Source organism: Flavobacterium sp. CF136, assembly GCF_000282055.1.
In the GTDB taxonomy this organism is placed as follows: Bacteria; Bacteroidota; Bacteroidia; order Flavobacteriales; family Flavobacteriaceae; genus Flavobacterium.
In genome coordinates this window covers 18,451-39,155 of the sequence record NZ_AKJZ01000020.1, presented here as the reverse complement: position 1 = coordinate 39,155, position 20,705 = coordinate 18,451, and the positions used below count along the sequence as shown (strand labels likewise).

The 20,705-nt window shown below is 32.4% G+C and carries 20 protein-coding genes; 15 read left to right on the top strand and 5 right to left on the bottom strand.

Features of this window, described 5'->3' with window-relative positions; translation table 11 throughout:
• Positions 1 to 86: 86 nt before the first annotated feature.
• The 8 genes from PMI10_RS08705 to PMI10_RS08670 all read left to right on the top strand — a co-directional run bounded on the left by PMI10_RS08705 (position 87) and on the right by PMI10_RS08670 (position 8,261).
• Complete coding sequence (locus PMI10_RS08705) at positions 87 to 1,205, top strand: vWA domain-containing protein (protein ID WP_007806797.1); 1,119 nt, start codon at positions 87 to 89, stop codon at positions 1,203 to 1,205.
• 165 nt (positions 1,206 to 1,370) lie between these two features.
• Positions 1,371 to 2,834 carry an AAA family ATPase gene (locus PMI10_RS08700; RefSeq protein WP_007806796.1) on the top strand — a complete coding sequence of 488 codons (1,464 nt, stop codon included), beginning with the start codon at positions 1,371 to 1,373 and terminating at the stop codon, positions 2,832 to 2,834.
• A gap of 42 nt (positions 2,835 to 2,876) precedes the next feature.
• Positions 2,877 to 3,278, top strand: a complete 402-nt coding sequence (locus PMI10_RS08695; RefSeq protein ID WP_007806794.1) for a GlcG/HbpS family heme-binding protein — start codon at positions 2,877 to 2,879, stop codon at positions 3,276 to 3,278.
• A 156-nt stretch (positions 3,279 to 3,434) separates the two neighbouring features.
• Positions 3,435 to 4,028: a 2OG-Fe(II) oxygenase gene (locus tag PMI10_RS08690; RefSeq protein WP_007806792.1), complete on the top strand. Its 594-nt coding sequence runs from the start codon at positions 3,435 to 3,437 to the stop codon at positions 4,026 to 4,028.
• A 362-nt stretch (positions 4,029 to 4,390) separates the two neighbouring features.
• Entirely contained in the window at positions 4,391 to 5,065 is a 675-nt protein-coding gene (locus tag PMI10_RS08685) for a response regulator transcription factor (RefSeq protein WP_007806790.1), read from the top strand.
• A 1-nt stretch (position 5,066) separates the two neighbouring features.
• Positions 5,067 to 6,470, top strand: coding sequence for a sensor histidine kinase (locus PMI10_RS08680; RefSeq protein WP_007806788.1), 1,404 nt, complete (start codon positions 5,067 to 5,069; stop codon positions 6,468 to 6,470).
• Positions 6,471 to 6,547: 77 nt separating this feature from the next.
• Positions 6,548 to 7,270, top strand: coding sequence for a hypothetical protein (locus PMI10_RS08675; protein ID WP_007806786.1), 723 nt, complete (start codon positions 6,548 to 6,550; stop codon positions 7,268 to 7,270).
• Positions 7,271 to 7,313: 43 nt separating this feature from the next.
• The gene (locus PMI10_RS08670; protein WP_007806785.1) at positions 7,314 to 8,261 is read left to right on the top strand and encodes a bestrophin family protein; all 948 of its coding nucleotides are present in this window, start codon (positions 7,314 to 7,316) and stop codon (positions 8,259 to 8,261) included.
• 400 nt (positions 8,262 to 8,661) lie between these two features.
• Here the strand turns inward: PMI10_RS08670 and PMI10_RS08665 are convergent, their stop codons facing one another.
• Positions 8,662 to 10,080: an aminotransferase-like domain-containing protein gene (locus PMI10_RS08665; protein WP_007806783.1), complete on the bottom strand. Its 1,419-nt coding sequence runs from the start codon at positions 10,078 to 10,080 to the stop codon at positions 8,662 to 8,664.
• A gap of 177 nt (positions 10,081 to 10,257) precedes the next feature.
• On the opposite strand from PMI10_RS08665, the gene PMI10_RS08660 reads away from it, so the two are divergent.
• The 4 genes from PMI10_RS08660 (at position 10,258) to PMI10_RS08645 (ending at position 15,436) form a co-directional block, all read left to right on the top strand.
• Entirely contained in the window at positions 10,258 to 11,160 is a 903-nt protein-coding gene (locus PMI10_RS08660) for an EamA family transporter (RefSeq protein WP_007806782.1), read from the top strand.
• A 297-nt stretch (positions 11,161 to 11,457) separates the two neighbouring features.
• Entirely contained in the window at positions 11,458 to 12,312 is an 855-nt protein-coding gene (locus PMI10_RS08655) for a DMT family transporter (RefSeq protein WP_007806780.1), read from the top strand.
• 469 nt (positions 12,313 to 12,781) lie between these two features.
• The gene (locus tag PMI10_RS08650; RefSeq protein ID WP_007806778.1) at positions 12,782 to 14,068 is read left to right on the top strand and encodes a Glu/Leu/Phe/Val family dehydrogenase; all 1,287 of its coding nucleotides are present in this window, start codon (positions 12,782 to 12,784) and stop codon (positions 14,066 to 14,068) included.
• Positions 14,069 to 14,215: 147 nt separating this feature from the next.
• On the top strand, positions 14,216 to 15,436 hold the full coding sequence (locus tag PMI10_RS08645; protein ID WP_007806775.1) for a sterol desaturase family protein: 1,221 nt from the start codon (positions 14,216 to 14,218) through the stop codon (positions 15,434 to 15,436).
• Between the two features lie 112 nt (positions 15,437 to 15,548).
• On the opposite strand, the gene PMI10_RS08640 is transcribed toward PMI10_RS08645, so the two are convergent.
• From PMI10_RS08640 to PMI10_RS08630, 3 genes are all read right to left on the bottom strand, one after another.
• A complete protein-coding gene (locus PMI10_RS08640; protein ID WP_007806774.1) occupies positions 15,549 to 15,983 on the bottom strand; it encodes a DUF6526 family protein in 435 nt (144 codons plus the stop codon).
• Between the two features lie 100 nt (positions 15,984 to 16,083).
• Positions 16,084 to 16,671: a DUF4142 domain-containing protein gene (locus tag PMI10_RS08635; RefSeq protein ID WP_007806771.1), complete on the bottom strand. Its 588-nt coding sequence runs from the start codon at positions 16,669 to 16,671 to the stop codon at positions 16,084 to 16,086.
• A gap of 105 nt (positions 16,672 to 16,776) precedes the next feature.
• Entirely contained in the window at positions 16,777 to 17,265 is a 489-nt protein-coding gene (locus PMI10_RS08630; protein ID WP_007806770.1) for a DNA-deoxyinosine glycosylase, read from the bottom strand.
• A 182-nt stretch (positions 17,266 to 17,447) separates the two neighbouring features.
• Between PMI10_RS08630 and PMI10_RS08625 the strand changes: the two genes are divergently transcribed.
• Positions 17,448 to 18,473 carry a helix-turn-helix domain-containing protein gene (locus tag PMI10_RS08625; RefSeq protein WP_007806768.1) on the top strand — a complete coding sequence of 342 codons (1,026 nt, stop codon included), beginning with the start codon at positions 17,448 to 17,450 and terminating at the stop codon, positions 18,471 to 18,473.
• 242 nt (positions 18,474 to 18,715) lie between these two features.
• Here the strand turns inward: PMI10_RS08625 and PMI10_RS21645 are convergent, their stop codons facing one another.
• Entirely contained in the window at positions 18,716 to 19,270 is a 555-nt protein-coding gene (locus PMI10_RS21645) for a DUF6934 family protein (protein ID WP_007806763.1), read from the bottom strand.
• Positions 19,271 to 19,392: 122 nt separating this feature from the next.
• Between PMI10_RS21645 and PMI10_RS08615 the strand changes: the two genes are divergently transcribed.
• Positions 19,393 to 20,346, top strand: coding sequence for a bifunctional helix-turn-helix transcriptional regulator/GNAT family N-acetyltransferase (locus PMI10_RS08615; RefSeq protein WP_007806762.1), 954 nt, complete (start codon positions 19,393 to 19,395; stop codon positions 20,344 to 20,346).
• An 8-nt stretch (positions 20,347 to 20,354) separates the two neighbouring features.
• Positions 20,355 to 20,678, top strand: a complete 324-nt coding sequence (locus PMI10_RS08610) for a cupin domain-containing protein (RefSeq protein ID WP_007806760.1) — start codon at positions 20,355 to 20,357, stop codon at positions 20,676 to 20,678.
• Positions 20,679 to 20,705: the final 27 nt, after the last annotated feature.

Here is a 20,705-nt window from a genome sequence, read left to right as displayed (position 1 = left end):
TTCGGCTCATTTTTTTTAAATATTTTAACTAAAAATTAATAAACGTTTCTTTTTTCGTAATTCTAAAAAACCGTAATTTTAGAATTATGAAAAACGAATTTAAAAAAGGTTTTTACTTTAAAACTTACGAAGCCCCATTTCAGTCTCCGTTTGAAAAACTTTTTGGCATTTTTAAAGAGTTAATTACCCATACTTCGGGTGATTTTGATGAAGCTATAAATTGGCTTCGGGAGCTGGACAAAGAATATAAACTTACCGATGAAAATTATACAATTGATGATTTTATCGAAGATTTAAAAAAGAAAGGTTACATAAAAGACGAGGTTAAAGAAGATGGAACAGGAGGTTTTGGCATTACTGCTAAAACAGAACGTGCAATTCGTCAGCAGGCTTTAGATCAGATTTTTGGTAATTTAAAGCGTTCCGGAAACGGAAATCATAAAACCAAGCATGCCGGAAATGGTGATGAGCATACCGGAGAATTTCGTGAATTTAATTTTGGAGATGGTTTAGAACGTATTTCTTTGACTGAGAGCTTGCGAAATGCTCAAATAAACAATGGCGTAGAAAGTTTTATGCTCACCGAAAATGATTTGGTAGTAGAAGAAACACAGTATAAAGCTCAAATGAGTACTGTTTTGATGATAGACATCAGTCATAGTATGATTTTATACGGAGAAGACCGAATTACACCTGCCAAAAAAGTAGCGATGGCCCTGGCCGAATTAATCACAACACGCTACCCAAAAGATACTCTTGATATTTTGGTTTTTGGGAATGATGCCTGGATAATTCCAATTAAAGATTTACCTTATTTACAAGTTGGTCCTTATCATACGAACACTGTTGCAGGATTGCAATTAGCAATGGATATTTTGCGCAGAAAACGAAATACCAACAAACAAATTTTCATGATTACCGATGGAAAACCAAGTTGTGTGCGTGAAAGGGATGGTTCCTATTATATGAACAGTAACGGTCTCGATGAATATATTGTCGATAAATGTTACACACAGGCACAGCAAGCCAGAAAATTACACATTCCGATTACGACTTTTATGATTGCAAATGACCCTTATTTGCAGCGTTTTGTGAATCATTTTACTGAAGCGAATCAGGGAAAAGCTTTTTATACAGGAATAAAAGGTTTAGGTGAAATGATTTTTGAAGATTATGAAACGAACAGGAAGAAAAGAGTTCGTTAAATAGGTTCATAGTTGCAAAGTCTCAGAGGAACAAAGGTTTTCGGTTGTCACGCTGAGCAGAGTCGAAGCGTTTTTAAGACAACATATATCGTAGAGGCGCACAGCAGTGCGTCTAACTCGTTAAAATAAAATATAATAAAAATAACAAAATAGATATTTCATAAAATGAAAGTAGAAAACATAAATACATTAGGTCAGTTAAAGACGGCAGGATATAAAACCAAATCTATTAAAGATGAATTGCGAGAAAATCTTCGTGAGAAAATCAAATCAGGGCAACCGGTTTTTGAAGGAGTTCATGGTTTTGAAAATACAGTAATTCCCGAATTGGAGAGAGCTATTTTATCTCGTCATAATATCAATTTACTAGGGCTTCGCGGTCAGGCTAAAACTCGTTTGGCGCGTAAAATGATCGAATTACTGGATGAATATATTCCGTTTGTGTCAGGTTCTGAAATTAATGATGATCCGTTAAATCCGATTTCCCGGTTTGCTAAAGATATCATTGCGGAAAAAGGAGACGAAACACCAATTTCATGGCTGCACAGAAACGAACGTTTTTTCGAAAAATTAGCAACTCCGGATGTTACAGTAGCCGATTTAATTGGTGATGTCGACCCAATAAAAGCAGCAAATTTAAAATTATCATATGCCGATGATCGCGTGATTCATTTCGGGATGATTCCGAGAGCGAATCGCTGTATTTTTGTAATCAACGAATTACCTGATTTGCAAGCCAGGATTCAGGTTTCATTATTTAATATTTTGCAGGAAGGCGATATTCAGATTAGAGGTTTTAAATTGAGAATGCCGCTTGATATGCAATTTATTTTTACTGCCAATCCGGAAGATTATACCAATAGAGGAAGTATTGTAACTCCTTTGAAAGACAGGATTGGGTCACAAATTTTGACGCATTATCCTGAAAATATTACAATTGCGAGAACGATAACTGAACAAGAAGCAAAATTAGACGATACTCAAAGTGAGATTGTATATGTTCCGGGTTTAGCCAAAGATATTCTGGAGCAAATAAGTTTTGAAGCACGTGACAGTGAATACATAGATAATAAAAGCGGCGTAAGTGCCAGAATGAGTATTACAGCTTTCGAAAATTTAATTAGTACTGCAGAGCGTCGCGCTTTAAAAGCCGGAGTTGATCACACTGTTTTACGTTTGTCTGATTTTATTGGAATTATTCCTGCGATTACCGGAAAAGTAGAATTAGTTTATGAAGGCGAGCAGGAAGGAGCTGCCGTTGTAGCACAAAATTTAATTGGGTCTGCAATTAGAACTTTATTTTCAGATCATTTTCCTAAGATAGAAAAGCTTGAAAAACCAGGTGAAAAAACACCTTATTCTGATTTAATCGATTGGTTTTTTGTTGAGAGCGGCTTCGAATTGTTAGATGAAGCTTCAGACACAGAGTATAGAAATATTTTGGATGAGGTAACTCCGTTAGATATCCTAATAAAAAAATATCAGCCTCAGTTGGACAAAAATGACCAATACTTCATGAAAGAATTTATTTTATGGGCTTTGGTTGAATATAAAAAATTAAGCAAAGACCGTTTTGCACAAGGACATCAATTTAAAGATATGTACGGAAGTTATATCAGTAAATTGTAAAAAAATAAAGACTAACTTCAACCAATAATTAAAATTCTAAAAATGAACATTACCTTAGAACAAGCTGAAAAAGCGATTGCTGCTGCAAAAAATAAAGCAACAGAAATTAATACAAAAATGGATATTTGCGTAGTAGATGCCGGAGCGAATCTGGTTGCTTTTGCGCGTATGGATGGAGCCTGGATAGGATCGATTGATATATCTCATAAAAAAGCAAGAACTGCAGCATGGTTTACAATGGATACAGCTTCTTTGGTAGATGCTGTTCAGCCTGGAGCGCCACTTTATAATATCGAACACTCAAATGGAGGATTGATAACTTTTCCTGGTGGGGTAGTTATAAAAAATAATAATGGAGATATTATCGGTGCAATTGGTGTTAGCGGCAGCAGTGTAGAAAATGACCATACAGTAGCAGTAGCAGGTGCTGAAGCTATAAAATAAGCAGTTAAAATTATTAATTATTTGTAATAATTTAAGAAACAGGCCCGACAGGTTTTAATAATCTGTCGGGTTTATTATTTGTAAAAACAGCATTTCCGGTTTTATTTCGCCTACCTTGCTACGTCGGCTGTAATTGCAGTCTTTCCTAAAAATATAATGGAAGATAGTTTTGAAGATTTAATTGCGAGTTATATCGAAAATAAAGTTGGGATTTCTGAGCATTTTTTAACCCCGGAACTGGCCAATCATCTAAAACAAAATTTACTCGATTTAAATCAGAAAAGTTTATTGTTAGCTGCCGGAATTGGAAACTCGGATAAACTGTTTTACGACGGTGCTATCAGAAGTGATTCTATTTACTGGTTAGATAAAAAACACAATAATGTCTTCGAAAATGAGTTTTTTGCTAAAATCGATGCTTTCATTCTTTATTTAAATGAAAGTTGCTACACCGGAATAACAGGTTACGAATTTCATTATGCCTTATATGAAAAAGGGGATTTTTACCTGAAACATCTGGATCAGTTTAAAAATAATCCCAGCAGGAAATATTCGATGATTAGTTACCTCAACAGCAATTGGCAGGAAGCAGATGGGGGTGAATTGTTGATTCATCAACCGGATAATAATCAAAAAATTTCGCCTACTCAGGGCAAAACGGTTTTCTTTAAAAGCAACGAATTGGTTCATGAGGTTTTAGTAACTCAAAATACCCGAATGAGTATTACCGGCTGGCTGAAGAGCGAATAAGTTTTTTGAAATGGTTAGTTGGTTCTTCATAACTTCAATTCGATTGTTATATAATTGATTGAATTGCCTCCTGCTTTAGCTGGAGGTAAAAATTAAGCTGGAGGTAAAAATTAAGTAAAGGGTAAAAATTAAGTAAAGAAGTAAAGATAATTGGCTTTAGTTTAGCCGAAAAGCGCAAAAGTTTCATTTGGCTAAAGCCTTTGCTATATTTAAATTATAAACCTCCAGCTGAAGCTGGAGGCAACTCAAAACCTTCTTTTTAATAATCTGAACTCAGGTTCATAATTAAATCATAATTCTCCTTATATGTAATTTGTATTTTCGATTCAATTGTTATTTTTGTTAATCATACATTTATTAATATGAAATTACTCATAGTTGAAGACGAACCTAATCTCTTATCCATTTTGCGAAAAGGATTGGCGGAAAATAACAATGAAGTAAGTGTAGCACTTGATGGTACTACTGCTTTGGAGATGCTTCACGATTATAATTTCGATGTAGTTGTTTTAGATGTAATGCTGCCTGATATAAACGGGATTGAAATTTGCAGAAGATTGCGTGCGGGCAGGAATTTTGTACCTGTTTTGCTTTTGACAGCCCTTGGAACATCAGAAAATATTGTAACCGGACTTAATTCAGGAGCTGATGATTATTTGGTTAAGCCTTTTAAATTTGGTGAACTTGAAGCAAGGATAAATGCTTTGTACAGGAGAGCCCATCAGGATGTTGAAAAAACAGATATCATAACAATTAGCGATTTAGAAATTAACGGACGAACCAAAACAGTAAAAAGGGAAGGGGAATCTATTGTTTTGACAGCCAAAGAGTTTAAATTACTCTATTATCTGGCTAAAAATAAAGAACATATAGTATCAAGGGACCAGATTTTGGATAATGTCTGGGATATAAATTTTGATATGAACACCAATGTTGTGGATGTTTATATTACCTATTTAAGAAAAAAAATAGACAAACCTTTTAAGACTAAACTTATTCATACGATGAAAGGTTTAGGTTATGTTATAAAGCCATAAAATGGATATAAGAAAAAAAATCACTTTTACTTATGTTGCACTTTCAAGTTTCAGTACGCTATTATTGTGTATAATAGTTTTTGTATTGTTTCGGGAAAATAACAGGTATCATTTCTTAAAACGATTAGAAGACAGAGCAAAAATTGTAGCTTCCATTCATTTTCAGGAAGATCCCGAAAAAATAAAATATTATAGTAATCTAAAAAAAAATGGACTGGAAGAACTTATTGAAGAAGAAGAATATGTTCTAAAAATAAATAGCTCCAATAGCTTTGATTATAATACTAAATTAAATTTACCCAATCAGTTTTATTCAAATGTTCTGACGACTGGAAAAGACTATTTTGAAATTAACAGCAAGTATTATTTAGGTCAGGTTTTTACAGAAAACAATCAAAAATATATTGTAATTGTTGGTGCACGTGATCGAAGAGGAAAAACAACGACTGTTTATATTGTAAAAATATTGTTTTTTGGAGGAATTGCATTTATACTTTTGGCTTTCTTTTTAGGCCGGTTTTTAGCAAAACGCGTTATCAATCCGGTTGCGAGAATTACAAAAGAGGTAAACCGGATCAGTGCTTCGAACCTGCATAACAGATTGCCTGAAGTAAAAAATTCGGATGAGATTTCAGATCTTACAGCTACTTTTAATGATATGCTGGATCGTTTGGAAACTTCGTTTGAAATTCAGGCCAATTTTATAAACAATGCTTCCCATGAATTAAAAACTCCAATCACGACTATTATTGCAGAGTCTGAAATTATGCTTTTGAAAGAAAGGCCGGTTTCAGAATACATACAATCTTTAGAAAATATTTATAGTCAGGCATCAAAGCTGGGTAATCTTACCGAAAGTTTATTAAAACTGACTCAAACGGGTTACGATGGAAAAAAACAAGTGCTTGATATTGCGAGAATTGATGAAATATTACTTGAAGTAAAATCAGATATTGATAAAATTTATCCGGATAACCGCGTGAGCATAAAACTTAATTTTGCTCCTAAAGATTCTAATTTGTTATTGATTCCGTGCAATAAACCTTTATTAGAATTGGCGATCAATAATATTATTACAAACGGAGTAAAATATTCAGATAATAACGAAGTTTTTGTAACGCTTTCTGCGAATCAGGAAGTTATCAAAATTTCTATTAATGATATCGGAATCGGTATTCCTCCTGAAGACATTCCACATTTATATGAACCTTTTTTCAGGGGGAAAATTGCAACTAAATATATTGGCTACGGTTTAGGACTCCCATTGGCTTCAAAAATTATCCGTATGCATGACGGGGAATTACAAGTACAATCGGAACAAAATAAGGGAACCATCGTAACTATTCTTTTTAAGAAAGCCAATATCAAAAATCCTAACATTAAAAATTCTAATGTTGAATCTTAGGAAATTCTAATTTTACATTAAGGCCCTTCTAATTTACAGGAAGTTATTTTGCATGTATAAACTAATAATTATACATTATGAAAAATTTCCTTATACCAACGACTTTAGAAAAAGATACAATCAGTGCGGTAAAATCTGCTGTTTATCAGGCAAAAAACACAAATTGTGAAATTATCCTAATGATGGTTTCAGATACTCCTGACACCTTTTCTTCTTCACAATTTTTACGAGAAATGAAAGTCAGTCTTACCACAAGTCAGGAAGAAGTTCTTGATAGCTGTAAAGATATTATTGACAAGACTTCGAATTGTAAAATAAAAATACACAACCAATACGGACTTTCATCAGCTGTTTTTAAAGGTATCATCGATGCTTTTGATGTAAAATTGGTTGTTCTGACTCCTTCGTATAAACGTGAAACCAAACGTATTCATCAACATTTGGTAAAATTAGCAGGGAATCAAAAATGCCCTATTCTACATTTAGGAAACGAAAAATTTAAAGACGATTTCAATAAAGCACTTTATATCGAAAATAGCAGGGCTAATATGCATGTTAAAGATGTTCAGGAGTTTTTAAGCCAAAACTTTTCATTTGAAATTGTGAGCCAAACTGCCAATTTTGAAAATAATTTTGAAGAATTTGCTCCATACTTATCAGAAGCGATTTCGAAATATGACATCGATTTGTTGGTTGAAACCCGTAAAGGCGAAAAAATCAAATTCAAAAAAACAAAAAAAGAAAATATTAATGAACGATTAGGACTTCCGGTTCTGTCGTTGTACGAAGAGCTGGTATAAATCAAATCTTCAAAAAAATAAGGTTTAATTTAAAACGAAAAATATGCTGTTAAAGAAAAGAATTCCAATGAAATATGTTCTTGGGAAAATTAAGGTAGAAATTGTTCTGGTATTGGCTTATACGATATTATTTGAAATTTTTCATCACTATTTCATTAACTTGCCTGTAGATATTCCAATTGCGATTCCAACAATGATTGGAACAATTATCTCTCTTTTGTTGGCTTTTAAATCAAATCAGGCTTATGACAGATGGTGGGAAGCAAGAATTGTATGGGGAGCAGTTGTAAATGATTCAAGAACATTAATCCGTCAGATGCTGACATTTTATAAAGATCCTGATTTTTCTGTTGAAGCAAGCGAATTCAAAGAAAATTTTGCCAAAAGACAAATTGCATGGTGTTATAGTTTAGGACAGTCGCTTAGAAATAAAGATGCCATAAAACCGCTAAGTGGCTTGGTAAGTGAGGAAGAAATCCGATTTATAAAAAATCACCAAAATGTGCCAAATGCAATTTTAATGCTGCACGCACGTGATCTTAGAAATGCTAAAAATGATAAGCGAATTAACATGTACCAACAGGTCGAAATCGATAATACATTATCAAGGCTGTGTGATGAAATGGGTAAATGCGAAAGAATTAAGAATACTATTTTTCCAACGACATATAGCATGTATATCAGATTGACATTGTGTTTGTTTATCTTTTTACTGCCATTCGGACTGACCAGTGTATTAAGCTGGTTCGCTATTCCGTTGATTACAGCAATTGCGGCAGCTTTCTTTTTAATTGAAAGAATGGCGATTCATTTGCAGGATCCTTTCGAAAACAGACCAACAGATACACCCGTTACGGCTATTGCAAAAACAATCGAAAAAAACATCAAGCAGATGCTGAATGAGTATCAAAGCGAGTTTGATATTTTAAATGAATTTGATTTGAAAGAAGAACCTCAAAAAGTGGAAAAAAACGCTTATTTTATTTTATAGTTAATTTTGGTTTTATAATTGTTAACCAGACAACGTTTGTTATTTACGTTGTCTGGTTTTTTTTATTGCTTGCAGAAAAAAGTTAAAGTATTTCACTTTAGTATATTTAATTCTAGTTTCTGAAATATTTTTACCACAAATTACACAAATTTTCACAAATTAATTCGTGGTAACATTTTAACAGTACAGGTTTTTAATCTGCAAAAACCAATCTATGGAAGCTTCAGTTCATAGTTAGCTATAAATCAAGTAATTTCCCTAATATGTAAACCGCCTTAATTCATTATATTCACGGCAGACCAAATAATTTGTGAAAATTTCTGCAATTTGTGGTAGCATTTTAACTGCAGGCTTTCAGTCTGTAAAAAACTAATCTATGGAGTTTCAGTTCATAGTTTAGCTATGAATCAATTAATTTTCCCAAGGTTTGTATTGATTGTCTCAATTCATTCGTCCAGGGCAGGCCAAAGCTTAATCGCATACAATTCGAAAATTGATTTTGAAAAGAGAAAATCCTTCCGGGTGCAATACTTATATGATGTTTCATGGCCAAATGATAAAAATCGGCTGTGTCGATTTTTTTATCAAGTTCAACCCAAAGAAAAAATCCGCCTTGTGGCTGACTCACTTTCGTTCCCTTCGGAAAAGATTCCAAAATAGTATTGATGTAATTATTGCAATTATGATTCAGTATCTGGCGAATTTTGCGGAGATGATTTTCATATCGGCCATTTTTAAGAAAATCACCCACAACTTCATGTGTAATAGTAGGCGAGGAGATAGTATGATATAATTTAGTACGCAGGATTTCTTTTTTAAATTTTCCCGGTAAAACCCAGCCTACACGATATCCGGGAGCCAAAGTTTTAGAAACCGAACTGCAGCAAAGCACAATTCCGCTTTCATCATACGTTTTGCAATTGGTCGGACGGCTGGAACCAAAATACAAATCACCATGAATATCATCTTCAATAAGTGGGATATTATGGAATTCCATTAACCGGACAATTTCTTTTTTATGTTCGTTTGGCATCATGCTCCCTGAGGGATTACTGAAATTACTCATCAATACGCAAGCTTTTACTTTTCCGGTCGAAATCGCTTTTTTTACGGCGTCTAATTCTATTCCGGTCGTCATATTTGTTGGTAATTCCATAACATATAAACCTAAAGATTTGGCCAATTGTAAAACGCCAAAATAAACCGGGCTTTCTGTAATTATAGTGTCCCCGGGTTTGGTCAGAGTCATGAGGCAGTGCGATATGGCACTTACACAACCGGGAGTTGTTATAATATCTTCTTCCGTTGGAGAACCTCCCCAAGTAAACGACCAGCGTGCAATTTCTTTTCGTAAATTAAGATTTCCCTGTATGTCTTCATAACTCGTTCCGCTATTGGGTAACGATCGCATTGCCTGAATCATTCCTTTATTCAGTTTTGCGATAGGCAAGAGTTCGTTTGACGGAAATCCCAGCGAAAGCATTGTAACATCTTTCGCCCTCATATCACCATACACCAGATCAATTAAATCTTCGCGCTCTATATTGTCAACGCTTAAAACCGGACTGCTCGACGAGCACTGTGCAAGAGGTCTTGATGAAATATTACTCACATAATAACCGGATTGAGGCCTTGATTCGATCAAAGAACGGCTTTCAATTTCGTAATATGCCTTACTTACTGTGCTCATGCTGTAGCCTGTTTCAGCACAAACTTCACGAATAGATGGTAACTTATCTCCAACACTCAGAATGCCGGATTTTATCTGCTTTTCAATTCTGTCGGCAAATTGCAGGTATAAGTAATTTGAATTTTTCATGTGAAGATAATATTTGCTTTTTGATAGAACATGGTATCGTCATTCTTCATTTCAGTTGTGATTTGGAATCATGGCGATTAAAAAAAACTGTTATGGTGCAATTTACAAAAACTGTATCTGTATTGCTGTTTTATTTTTAAGAAATTTGCTTCATCAGAAATAAATAAAAAAAAACCTGTGAAAACTACAAAATATTACATAGCCGCCATTACTGCATACGTTATTTGGGGTTTTTTTAGCCTTGTGCTGAAACCAATTCATGAATATCCTTCTTTGGATATTTTATTCTACCGTGTTTTTAGCTGTAGTTTTTTAATGCTGCTTATTGCTTTTGCTTTCAAACGAAAAAGGATAAAAGAAACAATTGAAACTTTCAGATCCTTACCTGTTTCTGAAAAAAAGAAAACCATTTTATTAAATATTGGCGGCAGTTTCTTTTTGATGGCAAACTGGTTTACATTTATTTATGTAATGAATCATGTTAGCGTAAAAGCAACTTCATTGGCGTATTTGGTTTGTCCCATTTTAACCACTTTATTAGCGTATTTTATTTTAAAAGAAAAATTGACAAAAACACAATGGCTGGCTGTAGGGATGAGCATTTCGGGCTGTTTGTTGTTATCGTATGCCGATATTATGGATATGTTTTTTAGTATAATTATAGGATTTACTTATGCCTGTTATTTAGTAAGTCAGCGTGTCAATAAAGGGTTTGATAAATTTATTGTCCTTACCTTTCATATTACTTTGTCTGCCTTGTTTTTATTGCCTTTTTATTCAGCTTACAGCGGACCTGTTCCAACCGATTTTAAATTTTATTTTTGTATAGAAACCATAGCTGTATTCTTTACTATCATTCCGTTATTTTTAAATTTATACGCGCTTTCCGGAATCAATTCTTCTACAGTTGGGATGTTATTGAATATTAATCCGATGATTGCTTTTGTGCTGGCTAATGTTGTGTATAAAGAAAAAATAACACCATTACAGATTTTAGCCTATAGTATTATTTTTATGGCTGTACTGGTTTTTAATACACACCATTTTTTTGGAATGAAACAAAAAAGAAGCATCTGCTAAAATAACCGAGATTATAAAAATTGCCCGGAAGGTTTCATTACTCTGTCCGGGCTTTTTTTGAATGATATTTAAATCTTATTTTTACATTTAAAATAGCTGTTGGTGAAATGAAATTAGTTTTTGATGACAATTTTTCGTCAGTTCGAGTGATTTTCGATAGAAAATCGTATCGAGAACAAGAAAAATTTCATTAAAAACGGTTCTCGATACATTTTTTGTTCCGTTTTACTACACAAAAAACACTCGAACTGACGTTTTTAATAATTTCACCCAAGAGGTTAAAAAAATATTTTTTTTATGTTGTTTCTGATTCTAAGCATTATTTGTAGCGTAACTGTAGGAGTAATTTTTAAAATAACCCGTCACTATAATTGTAATCCAACTCAAATTGTTGCTTCAAATTATGTGTTTGCCCTTACGCTTTGTTATTTTATTTTCAAACCAAATCTTGCAGAAATCGATTCAAACGCTCCATGGAATATTTATCTGTTTATCGGTGTTTTATTGCCTGTGATTTTTCTGTTTTTGGTGGCTTCCATTAAACATATGGGAATTGTAAAAACCGATGCAGCCCAAAGATTATCACTGTTTATTCCGATATTGGCTGCCTGGCTTATTTTTAAAGAAGAATTTAATTGGTACAAGATTATTGGACTGTCAATTGGTTTTTTAGCATTTTTATTCATTTTAAAGAAACCTTCGAATAATCATCAGAATAAATGGATTTATCCGGCAGTTGTTTTGATTGGCTTTGGAGTTATCGATATACTTTTTAAACAGATTGCGCTTTATACAGCTTTGCCTTATACAACTTCCTTGTTTGTAGTTTTTGCTATTGCTTTGGCAGTTTCTTTACTTGTTGTCGTTTATGAAAGTATAATAAAAAACGCAAAATTAAATTATAGGAATTTCCTTTTTGGCGCTTTGGTGGGACTTTGTAATTTCGGAAATATTTTATTTTACCTTAAAGCACATAAAGCCTTTTCAGAAAATCCGTCAACTGTTTTTGCCGGAATGAATTTAGGTGTTATTATTTTGGGAAGTCTTGTCGGGTTGATTTTTTTTAAAGAAAAATTATCCAAAATTAACTTTTTAGGAATCTTTTTTGCCCTAACAGCCATTATTTTTATTGTTTTTTCACAATTTAAATAATTTTTTTTATCTCTTAAATGTTTAATTTTCAGGTTCTTTTTAAATTTATCTAAAATTCTTTTAAATAAATTCTACTAATTCTATAGAGTTTGTAAAAATTTATTTATAGATTTGCAACAACAATGAGAAACTATAGTCAAAATATTATTCAGGTCATGTGCAGCTTCACAATGTGTTGCATGATGAGCTATGTAATGAAATGGCGTTAATAGAGAAATACTTGTTAGTTATTTTTTTTTTTTAGCCTTTCATAAAACATGAAAGGCTTTTTTTAGAAATAATAAAAAATTAAACAAATGAGATCAAATAGAAATACAAATACGATGATGCAATGCCTGCTCATGAAAATACCATGTTGCTGCAGCAGCTATTTATAAAAAAAATAAGCACTTTGTGTGTGACTACAAAAGGGCTTTTAACACATTAAATTTTTAAATCAATCGAATAAAAATCTTAAAAACATAAAATTATGAGCATAGAAATAATAAAACAGAATCCTTTTCAATCAATGATTGACCGTTTTAATATAGCGGCGGATATTCTAAAATTAGATGAGTCAGTCAGGCAAAAATTACAAAAGCCGGAAAAACAAATCGTAGTTAATTTCTCGATACAACTTGATAATGGCAACATTCAAAATTTTGAAGGATATCGGGTAATTCACAATACAGCATTAGGACCATCAAAAGGCGGAATTCGTTATGATACTGCGGTGAATCTGGATGAGGTAAAAGCTTTGGCTGCCTGGATGACCTGGAAATCTGCAGTGACCGGAATTCCGTTTGGAGGAGCAAAAGGCGGAATTATTTGTGATCCGAGAACCCTTTCTAAAACAGAACTGGAGAAAATTACAAGAGCTTATACTAAATCTTTATCAGATATTTTTGGTCCTGAAAAAGATGTTCCGGCTCCGGATATGGGAACTGGCCCTGATGAAATGGGCTGGTTAATGGATGAATTTTCGTTAGTCCACGGTAAGACTATGCATGCCGTTGTGACCGGAAAGCATTTACATTCAGGAGGATCTTTAGGCAGGGTAGAAGCTACAGGAAGAGGAGTAAGCATCATTACGCTTTTGGCACTTCAAAAATTAAAGCTGAGACCTGCAAGATCAACTGTTGCAATTCAGGGTTTTGGGAATGTCGGACTGCATTCAGCTTTGTTTTTGTTTGAAAAAGGATTAAAAATTGTGGCTGTTAGTGATGTTTCAGAAGCTTTTTATAATCCCGAAGGCATCAATGTTCCTGAACTGATTTTATATTATAATTTAAACAATAAAAGCATCAAAGGCTATCCAAATTCTATTGCTATCAAGCACGAAGAATTATTGCTTCTGGAAGTTGATGTTCTTATTCCGGCTGCAAAAGAAGATGTTATCACACAAAAAAATGCCAGTGATATTCGCGCTAAAATCATTGTAGAGGGGGCAAACGGACCGGTTTCTTCGGATGCGGATAAAATATTGCATGATAATAATGTTTTGGTAGTTCCTGATATTTTGGCGAATGCAGGAGGAGTAACTGTTTCTTATTTCGAGTGGCTTCAGAATTCGCTTTTAGAGTCCTGGAGAATCCACCAGATTAACAGAAGACTGGAAGATATTTTGGAGAAAGGTTTTGAAACCGTTTTTAGAATTGCTTCAAAATATAATGTTACACCACGTATTGCCGCTTATATTATTGCTTTACAGAAAGTTGCTGATACACAGTCCGTAAAAGAAATAGCACTGGATGCTCCAAAATTTAAACAGAATTAGAAATTGGCTCTAATGAAGATTAAGATAATTTTCATTGATTGTTATCGTTTTGAAGATAAATGGTAATGATTGATGGAAATATCTTTTTCGTTTAAAGTGTAATGAATTGTAATTTAATTTTTAAGCATAAAAAAATAATTTTTAAAGATGAAGAATATAAACTTTCTTGCCTTCGCAATGCCGGCTTTTTTCCTCTTTTTATTTATTGAATATAAGATAGCACAGCGAAGAAAAAGACCGGAAATTTTTAATTATGAAAGTTCCGTATCTAATATAAGTATTGGTATTGCTGAACGGCTGATTAATTTGTTTATCGCAGCAAGTTTCTACCAGCTGTATTATGTGATCTATGATAATTATCGAATTTTTGATATTCCCGGCAATATTTTTGTCTGGTTTGCTTTGATTCTTGCAACTGATTTTGTCTGGTATTGGTATCATCGATTAGGGCATGAAGTCAATTTTTTCTGGGCGGCACATATCGTTCACCATCATAGCGAGGAATTTAATTTTACTGCTGCAGCCAGAATTACAACTTTGCAGGCTATTGTCAGAACAGGATTTTGGTGTATTCTTCCGTTTGTTGGGTTTCATCCGGCCATGGTAATCACAATGTTGATTGTTCATGGTGCCTATTCTTTTTTTACACATACACAGCTTATCGGAAAGATAAAATGGCTTGAGTATGTTTTTGTTACACCATCGATTCATGGAATTCATCACGCTTCTGACGAAAAATATTTGGACAAAAACTATGGAGATATGTTTACCTTTTGGGATCGTATTTTTGGAACTTTCCAGGAAGAAGAAGAAAAACCAAAATACGGATTAACGCATCCCCTGAAAAGCTATAGTTTTTTGTGGCAGCATTTTCATTATTATTTTGAAATTTATGAATTATGGAAGCGCTCAAAGGGATTCAAAGAAAAATGGAAGGCTGTTTTTGGAAGTCCGGCACATATGGATCAGGATATTCGGCCGATATTAGAAAGACGCTTCCTTCAGGATAAAGCCAATCCAAATCAAAGACTTCGATTCAGGAATTACCTTTATATTCAATTAGGGATTTGTACCTTATTCTTAACGGTTTTCACCTATTATTTCGAGTTTTTAAATGTCTTTGATAAAATCTTTGTGTTATCAATTATCCTTATTACGTTAGTTAATTGCGGCGCTTTATTAGAACAGCGAAAATGGATTTACTATCTGGAATATACACGAATTTATATGATAGCAATCTATTTTTTATACGAAGAAAATTTAATCTCTTTTTTCTTTTTCCCACTGGCGGTTATGATTTTTGCAGAACAATTATTTTCACTCGGAAAACGTTACCAGAATGTAGTACTACAGTTAGAATCAGAATAAACAAAATAAAAAAAGCGACATAAGCCGCTTAATATTAATCTTTAAAGTTGACATTGATATTCACATTTGATGATTTGAATTTGCTATTGAAATTGAAATTTGATATTTCATTTCATACCCTGTAATAATCACCTTTCCAGTATACGATTGCTTTTTTTATATCATCGCCGGAAAGATTTTCCTTAAGTGCGCGATCCATAAGAGGTAAAAATTCGGCATCTGATGCAAAGCGTAAAGCGTATAATTGATCGTCAGTAAACTTATATTCAATAGTTTCGAGTCTGTTTCCTGTGAGCACAAAATAACGGTATCTGAGTTCTAATTTAACAATTCTGTTTTGTAAAATAAGGGCATAATGCTGACGAAGCATAAAAGCCAGACAAAACAAAAAAACAAAAACAACAGCTATAAAAGCCCATAAAAGCTGATTGGCTGAGGTAATCGCAAAATAAATGCTGGTAACTAAAAACAGAATCAAAACAGGATAATATACAAAATGGTGAGGTGAATAAAATCGAATATGATTTAGGTAAGATTGTGGTTTCATAATACTTTATTGAGTGGAAATATAAAAAAAAGCTACCTTGTTAATAAGAATAGCTTTTTTCCTAAATTATGAGTAATCAATATTTAATATATTTTATATATTATTTTTTGTCTAAGTCCTGTTTAAGCAATTTTGCATGTTGAAGATGTGCAGTTAGAGAAGCAATATTGTTTGATGCCCATGTCTTAATTTCTTCATCATTTGATTTTTTTGATGCTTTAGTAAATTTATCAATTGCTTTGTCGTGACCATCAATCATCATATCAACGAATTTTTTGTCAAAATCCAGACCGGATTTCTCATTTAGTTTGTTGTATTGTTCTTTTCCGTCTTCAGTAATTGAAGTTGGTAACGAAAAATTTCTGCTTTCAGCAACAGTTTTAACCTCTCCTGCTAATTTTGTATGGTCATCAACAAGCATTTTTCCAAATTTTTTAATTTCAGGATTGGTACTCTTTTGTTGAGCCAATTGTCCAATTGCAATTTCTTCCAAGTTGATTTCGGCTGCATTAACTAAAAATTCAGAATCATTTTCTTTAGAATTTGAATCGTCAAATTTAGCTTCGTTCTGATCTTCAGCTACTTCTTTTGGGTCTTCCTGTTTTATTTCTTTTTTACAAGAATTCAGACTCAATAAAATTATCCCTGTACCTAAAACCAGTTTGCTTATTAAAAGTATCTTTTTCATGATTTTACAGTTTAAAATTATTACGATGGTAAAATTATTTAAACATATTTACAGAATTTTATACTTTATAGTGATAATGTTATATCATTCAGACCTTAGAATAATTTATTTTGATTGCAGGATTATTTTCCACTCATTCAACTTGAATTCAAAAGATTTACCCGCATTGGCCGGACTGGTAGAGGGTAAAGTGATGAGCTGATAAGAACCATCTTTTATTGGTACGTATTTTTTAAAAAAGACTGCTGCTTTCTGACCGTTAAAAACAATAGTTTTGATACCTGGATGCTGCTTTAAAAATAATTCGAAATCATTGGTGATTTCATTTTTGATGGCACTGTCCAGACTTCCGATCCTTTCGCAAAATTGCAAAACATCCCATAGCGCAATCTTATTTTTTAATAAAAGGTTCTTTTTGATTTCATAATTATCTGAGAAATCCTCATTTAAAATTTCAAACATAAAACGCCAGAAATTATTTTGTGGATGACCATAATATTGCTGAATTTCAAGTGATTTAGTGCCTGGCATGGTACCTAAAATTAAAATTACGGCATCAGGTTTTGAAATTGGTGCAAAAGAAAAGCTTTTCATTTTTATTTAAATTAAAATAATCATTTGGAGATAATTATAAAACAAATCTCAGAAATTATATAACACACTTCATGATGTTTTAAACGAATTTTGAAATATAGAATTAGAGTTGTTTTTATTTGACATTAATCCTTATTTATCAACTCTGCAAAGATAATTATAGAATTTTAAATCCTACCAAAATGAAAATAGTTACTATACATACCGATAAAATTAAAAATATATTCGAAGAATTAACATTGGGTTTAGGAGGAAAAATAACTTTTGATTCAGATGAATATGCTTTGGAGGTAAACAGTAATTTTGCCAAGGGTACTATTGTTGGCTCTTCTTTTGTTGATTGTATTTCATGTTTACAGTTTGATATGGTTTTTTCTGAAGATGTGAGAATAAATATTACAAATCCGGATATTTCACCTGTTTATTTTGCGTATTGTTCTAAAGGAAATTTATCACACAGTTTTGGGAATTCAGATGTGGAAAGAAAATTAAAAAAGTTTCAAACTGCTATTGTTTCTTCTAAACAGAATGAAAGTAATGTTTTGTTTTTTGAAAAAAACATGAATACTAAGGTTACACTAATTGTTGTAGGCACTCAAAATGCTGAAAGTATCCAAAATAATTCTTTAAATTATAAGGTTAAAAAAACATTTTTTGAAAAAAGCAGTATCAGTAATTTCTTTTATATTGGTTCCTATAATTTGAAAATAGCAGAGAAAATTGAACAATTGAATGGTATTACTCAGAACGGAATTGTTAGAAACTTATTAAAAGAAGGTATTTTGAAAATTATTCTGGCAATGGAAATTCAGCAGCATTCTGATGATATGAATAATTCTTCAAAAGAAGCAAATTGTCTTACCATGAGAGAGATGGAAGAAATAAAACGACTTTCAGATTTTATAAAAGCAAATCCGGAAGAACAGTTTACGATTAAGTCATTGAGTAAAAAATCAGGTTTGTCCCCAAACAAATTGCAGGAAGGTTTTAAAATGATACATGACAGAACGGTAAACGATTTTATTACACACATGAGAATTTTAAAAGCCGAAATCCTGATTAGAAATTCTGATTTGAATATTTCTGAAATAGTATATTGTATTGGTTTTACGAGTAGAAGTTATTTTTCTAAAATATTCAAACAGAAATTTAATTGCAGCCCGAAAGAATATAAATTTAGTCAAAGCCCATTGGCTATTACGGCTTAATCAAAGTTTAAAATATATATAATAAAAAATGCCGCTAATTGCGGCATTTTTATTTTGTTGTATATCTAAACCTCTTTTGATGGTTTGAGATGTAGATTATTTAAAAAATCTTTTGCAGTTTCAACTTTTTTAGGAAATAAAACCCTTTCCTTCAATTTTGAAGAAACCAACGATAAAAGTGCAGCTTCGGACACTTTTATATACTTGTCGTTTTTTATAATTTTACCCATAGTACAAAGATATTACTTTTTTTCAACAACAACACTGAAATATTCTTTATGTTTTATATACTTTTCTAAGTATGAATTGTTTAATTCATCTTTATAGCCGCCATAAAAGGTATACTCATTTATTAAATCGTCGTAATTTTTGTCAACGTAATTTTTGTAAATTCTTAATCTTTGATTGAATTTACGGCATTTTCCGTCTTTATATTTTTTTATGCAATTTTGTTTGCACTTATTCAAAAACTCTTCCGTGTTATCACTGCCCTGAACAATAATTTTTTCGTTTGGAAATATCTCAAAGAATTTGGGTATACTGCTTAAAACGGTATTAAAGACTGGATAGACATCTCCATTATTGGAATTTGCATCATCAACAACGGTATCATTTTCGGGATTATAATTCCCAAAAGCTAAATTATAAATATTATGGTCTCCGTAATCCTGAACAAATTGATAATCTATTATTTTAATTATAGCCTGATTACCTTCGCTAATAAAAAAATACCTTAAGTACTCATTATTTTCATTTATGTTTTCAGAGAGATAATAAGTGTTAGAATTTAAATTCATGTAAAAAAATTAGATAGCTAAAAATAGAATATTTTTTGCTGTTTATAACAAGAAAAAAAATATTTGCAGAATTAAATATATAATTTTATATTTACATAACTAATTATGTAATTAATTATATTATGAAATTTTTTGATAAAGTTGGTAAAGTTGCCCTGGGGAGTCGTTTACGTTTAATGACCTCAGTAATAACAGATGATGCTGCTAAAATTTATGAGCTGTATGGTATTGATTTTATGCCAAAATGGTTTCCTGTATTTTATACGTTGGCAGAAGAAAGAGAGGTTACAATAACTGAAATTGCAAATGAAATTGGACATTCGCAACCTTCGGTGAGTAAAATTGTTCAGGAAATGATTGCTGCCGGATTGGTTCAGGAAAGTTCAAAAAGCAATGATAAACGGCGAAACATGGTTACATTGACAGTGTTTGGCATGTCAGTTTTCGGGGAAATTAAATTACAATTGAAAGATGTTGAAGCTGCGGTTGAAGGCTTAATATCCGAATCAAACCATAATCTTTGGGCTGCTCTTGAAGAATGGGAGTTTTTATTGCAGCAAAAAACGCTGTTAAAAAGAGTAAATGAACAGAAAAAACAACGTGAAAGCCAGGATGTGCAAATTGTAGAATTTGAATCTCAATATCATTCTGCTTTTAAAGCCTTAAATGAAGAATGGATTTCTGCCAATTTTGAAATGGAAGCAGCAGACTATAAAGCTTTAGACAATCCTAAAGAATATATTTTAGATAAAGGAGGCAAAATTTTTGTCGCTTTATATTGTGATGAACCTGTTGGAGTTTGTGCCCTAATTAAAATGGATGATGAAAATTATGATTTTGAAATGGCAAAAATGGCTGTATCACCAAAAGCACAGGGCAAAAATATTGGCTGGCTGCTTGGGCTGGCAATTATAAATTCTGCTAAAGAGCAAGGAGCAAATAAAATATATCTTGAAAGTAATACGGTTCTAAAACCCGCAATAAATTTATATCATAAATTAGGCTTTCAGAAAATCACAGGATTGGCGACGCCTTATAAACGTTGTAATATACAAATGGAATTATTAATCAAATAAATATAGGAATGAAGAATATTGTAAAAAAAGGCGATGCAGTTTCAAGACAATTTTTGGGAGTTGATTTTGTAGTCCTTTCGATAGGTGAAGACTCGATGGTAACCAAGATGTTATACAAATTAACTGATTTCGTGCCTTTTCATAAACATCCAAATGAACAAAGCGGATATGTAATTTCGGGTAAATATAAGTTGAAATTTGGAGGAGAAGAGTATGAGTTGTCTGAAGGAGATACTTATTCGATTCCAGCTAATATTGAACACTCTATCGAAATTCTTGAAGCTGGTCAGGTAGTGGATGTTTTTACTCCCATCCGACAAGATTATCTATAAAATTATTAATGACTTAGCAACTATAGG

Coding starts and splice junctions, on each gene's coding strand:
- PMI10_RS08705 (WP_007806797.1), top strand. CDS start 87: ATGAAAAACGAATTTAAAAAAGGTTTTTACTTTAAAACTTACGAAGCC.
- PMI10_RS08700 (WP_007806796.1), top strand. CDS start 1,371: ATGAAAGTAGAAAACATAAATACATTAGGTCAGTTAAAGACGGCAGGA.
- PMI10_RS08695 (WP_007806794.1), top strand. CDS start 2,877: ATGAACATTACCTTAGAACAAGCTGAAAAAGCGATTGCTGCTGCAAAA.
- PMI10_RS08690 (WP_007806792.1), top strand. CDS start 3,435: ATGGAAGATAGTTTTGAAGATTTAATTGCGAGTTATATCGAAAATAAA.
- PMI10_RS08685 (WP_007806790.1), top strand. CDS start 4,391: ATGAAATTACTCATAGTTGAAGACGAACCTAATCTCTTATCCATTTTG.
- PMI10_RS08680 (WP_007806788.1), top strand. CDS start 5,067: ATGGATATAAGAAAAAAAATCACTTTTACTTATGTTGCACTTTCAAGT.
- PMI10_RS08675 (WP_007806786.1), top strand. CDS start 6,548: ATGAAAAATTTCCTTATACCAACGACTTTAGAAAAAGATACAATCAGT.
- PMI10_RS08670 (WP_007806785.1), top strand. CDS start 7,314: ATGCTGTTAAAGAAAAGAATTCCAATGAAATATGTTCTTGGGAAAATT.
- PMI10_RS08665 (WP_007806783.1), bottom strand. CDS start 10,080: ATGAAAAATTCAAATTACTTATACCTGCAATTTGCCGACAGAATTGAA.
- PMI10_RS08655 (WP_007806780.1), top strand. CDS start 11,458: ATGTTGTTTCTGATTCTAAGCATTATTTGTAGCGTAACTGTAGGAGTA.
- PMI10_RS08650 (WP_007806778.1), top strand. CDS start 12,782: ATGAGCATAGAAATAATAAAACAGAATCCTTTTCAATCAATGATTGAC.
- PMI10_RS08645 (WP_007806775.1), top strand. CDS start 14,216: ATGAAGAATATAAACTTTCTTGCCTTCGCAATGCCGGCTTTTTTCCTC.
- PMI10_RS08640 (WP_007806774.1), bottom strand. CDS start 15,983: ATGAAACCACAATCTTACCTAAATCATATTCGATTTTATTCACCTCAC.
- PMI10_RS08635 (WP_007806771.1), bottom strand. CDS start 16,671: ATGAAAAAGATACTTTTAATAAGCAAACTGGTTTTAGGTACAGGGATA.
- PMI10_RS08630 (WP_007806770.1), bottom strand. CDS start 17,265: ATGAAAAGCTTTTCTTTTGCACCAATTTCAAAACCTGATGCCGTAATT.
- PMI10_RS08625 (WP_007806768.1), top strand. CDS start 17,448: ATGAAAATAGTTACTATACATACCGATAAAATTAAAAATATATTCGAA.
- PMI10_RS21645 (WP_007806763.1), bottom strand. CDS start 19,270: ATGAATTTAAATTCTAACACTTATTATCTCTCTGAAAACATAAATGAA.
- PMI10_RS08615 (WP_007806762.1), top strand. CDS start 19,393: ATGAAATTTTTTGATAAAGTTGGTAAAGTTGCCCTGGGGAGTCGTTTA.
- PMI10_RS08610 (WP_007806760.1), top strand. CDS start 20,355: ATGAAGAATATTGTAAAAAAAGGCGATGCAGTTTCAAGACAATTTTTG.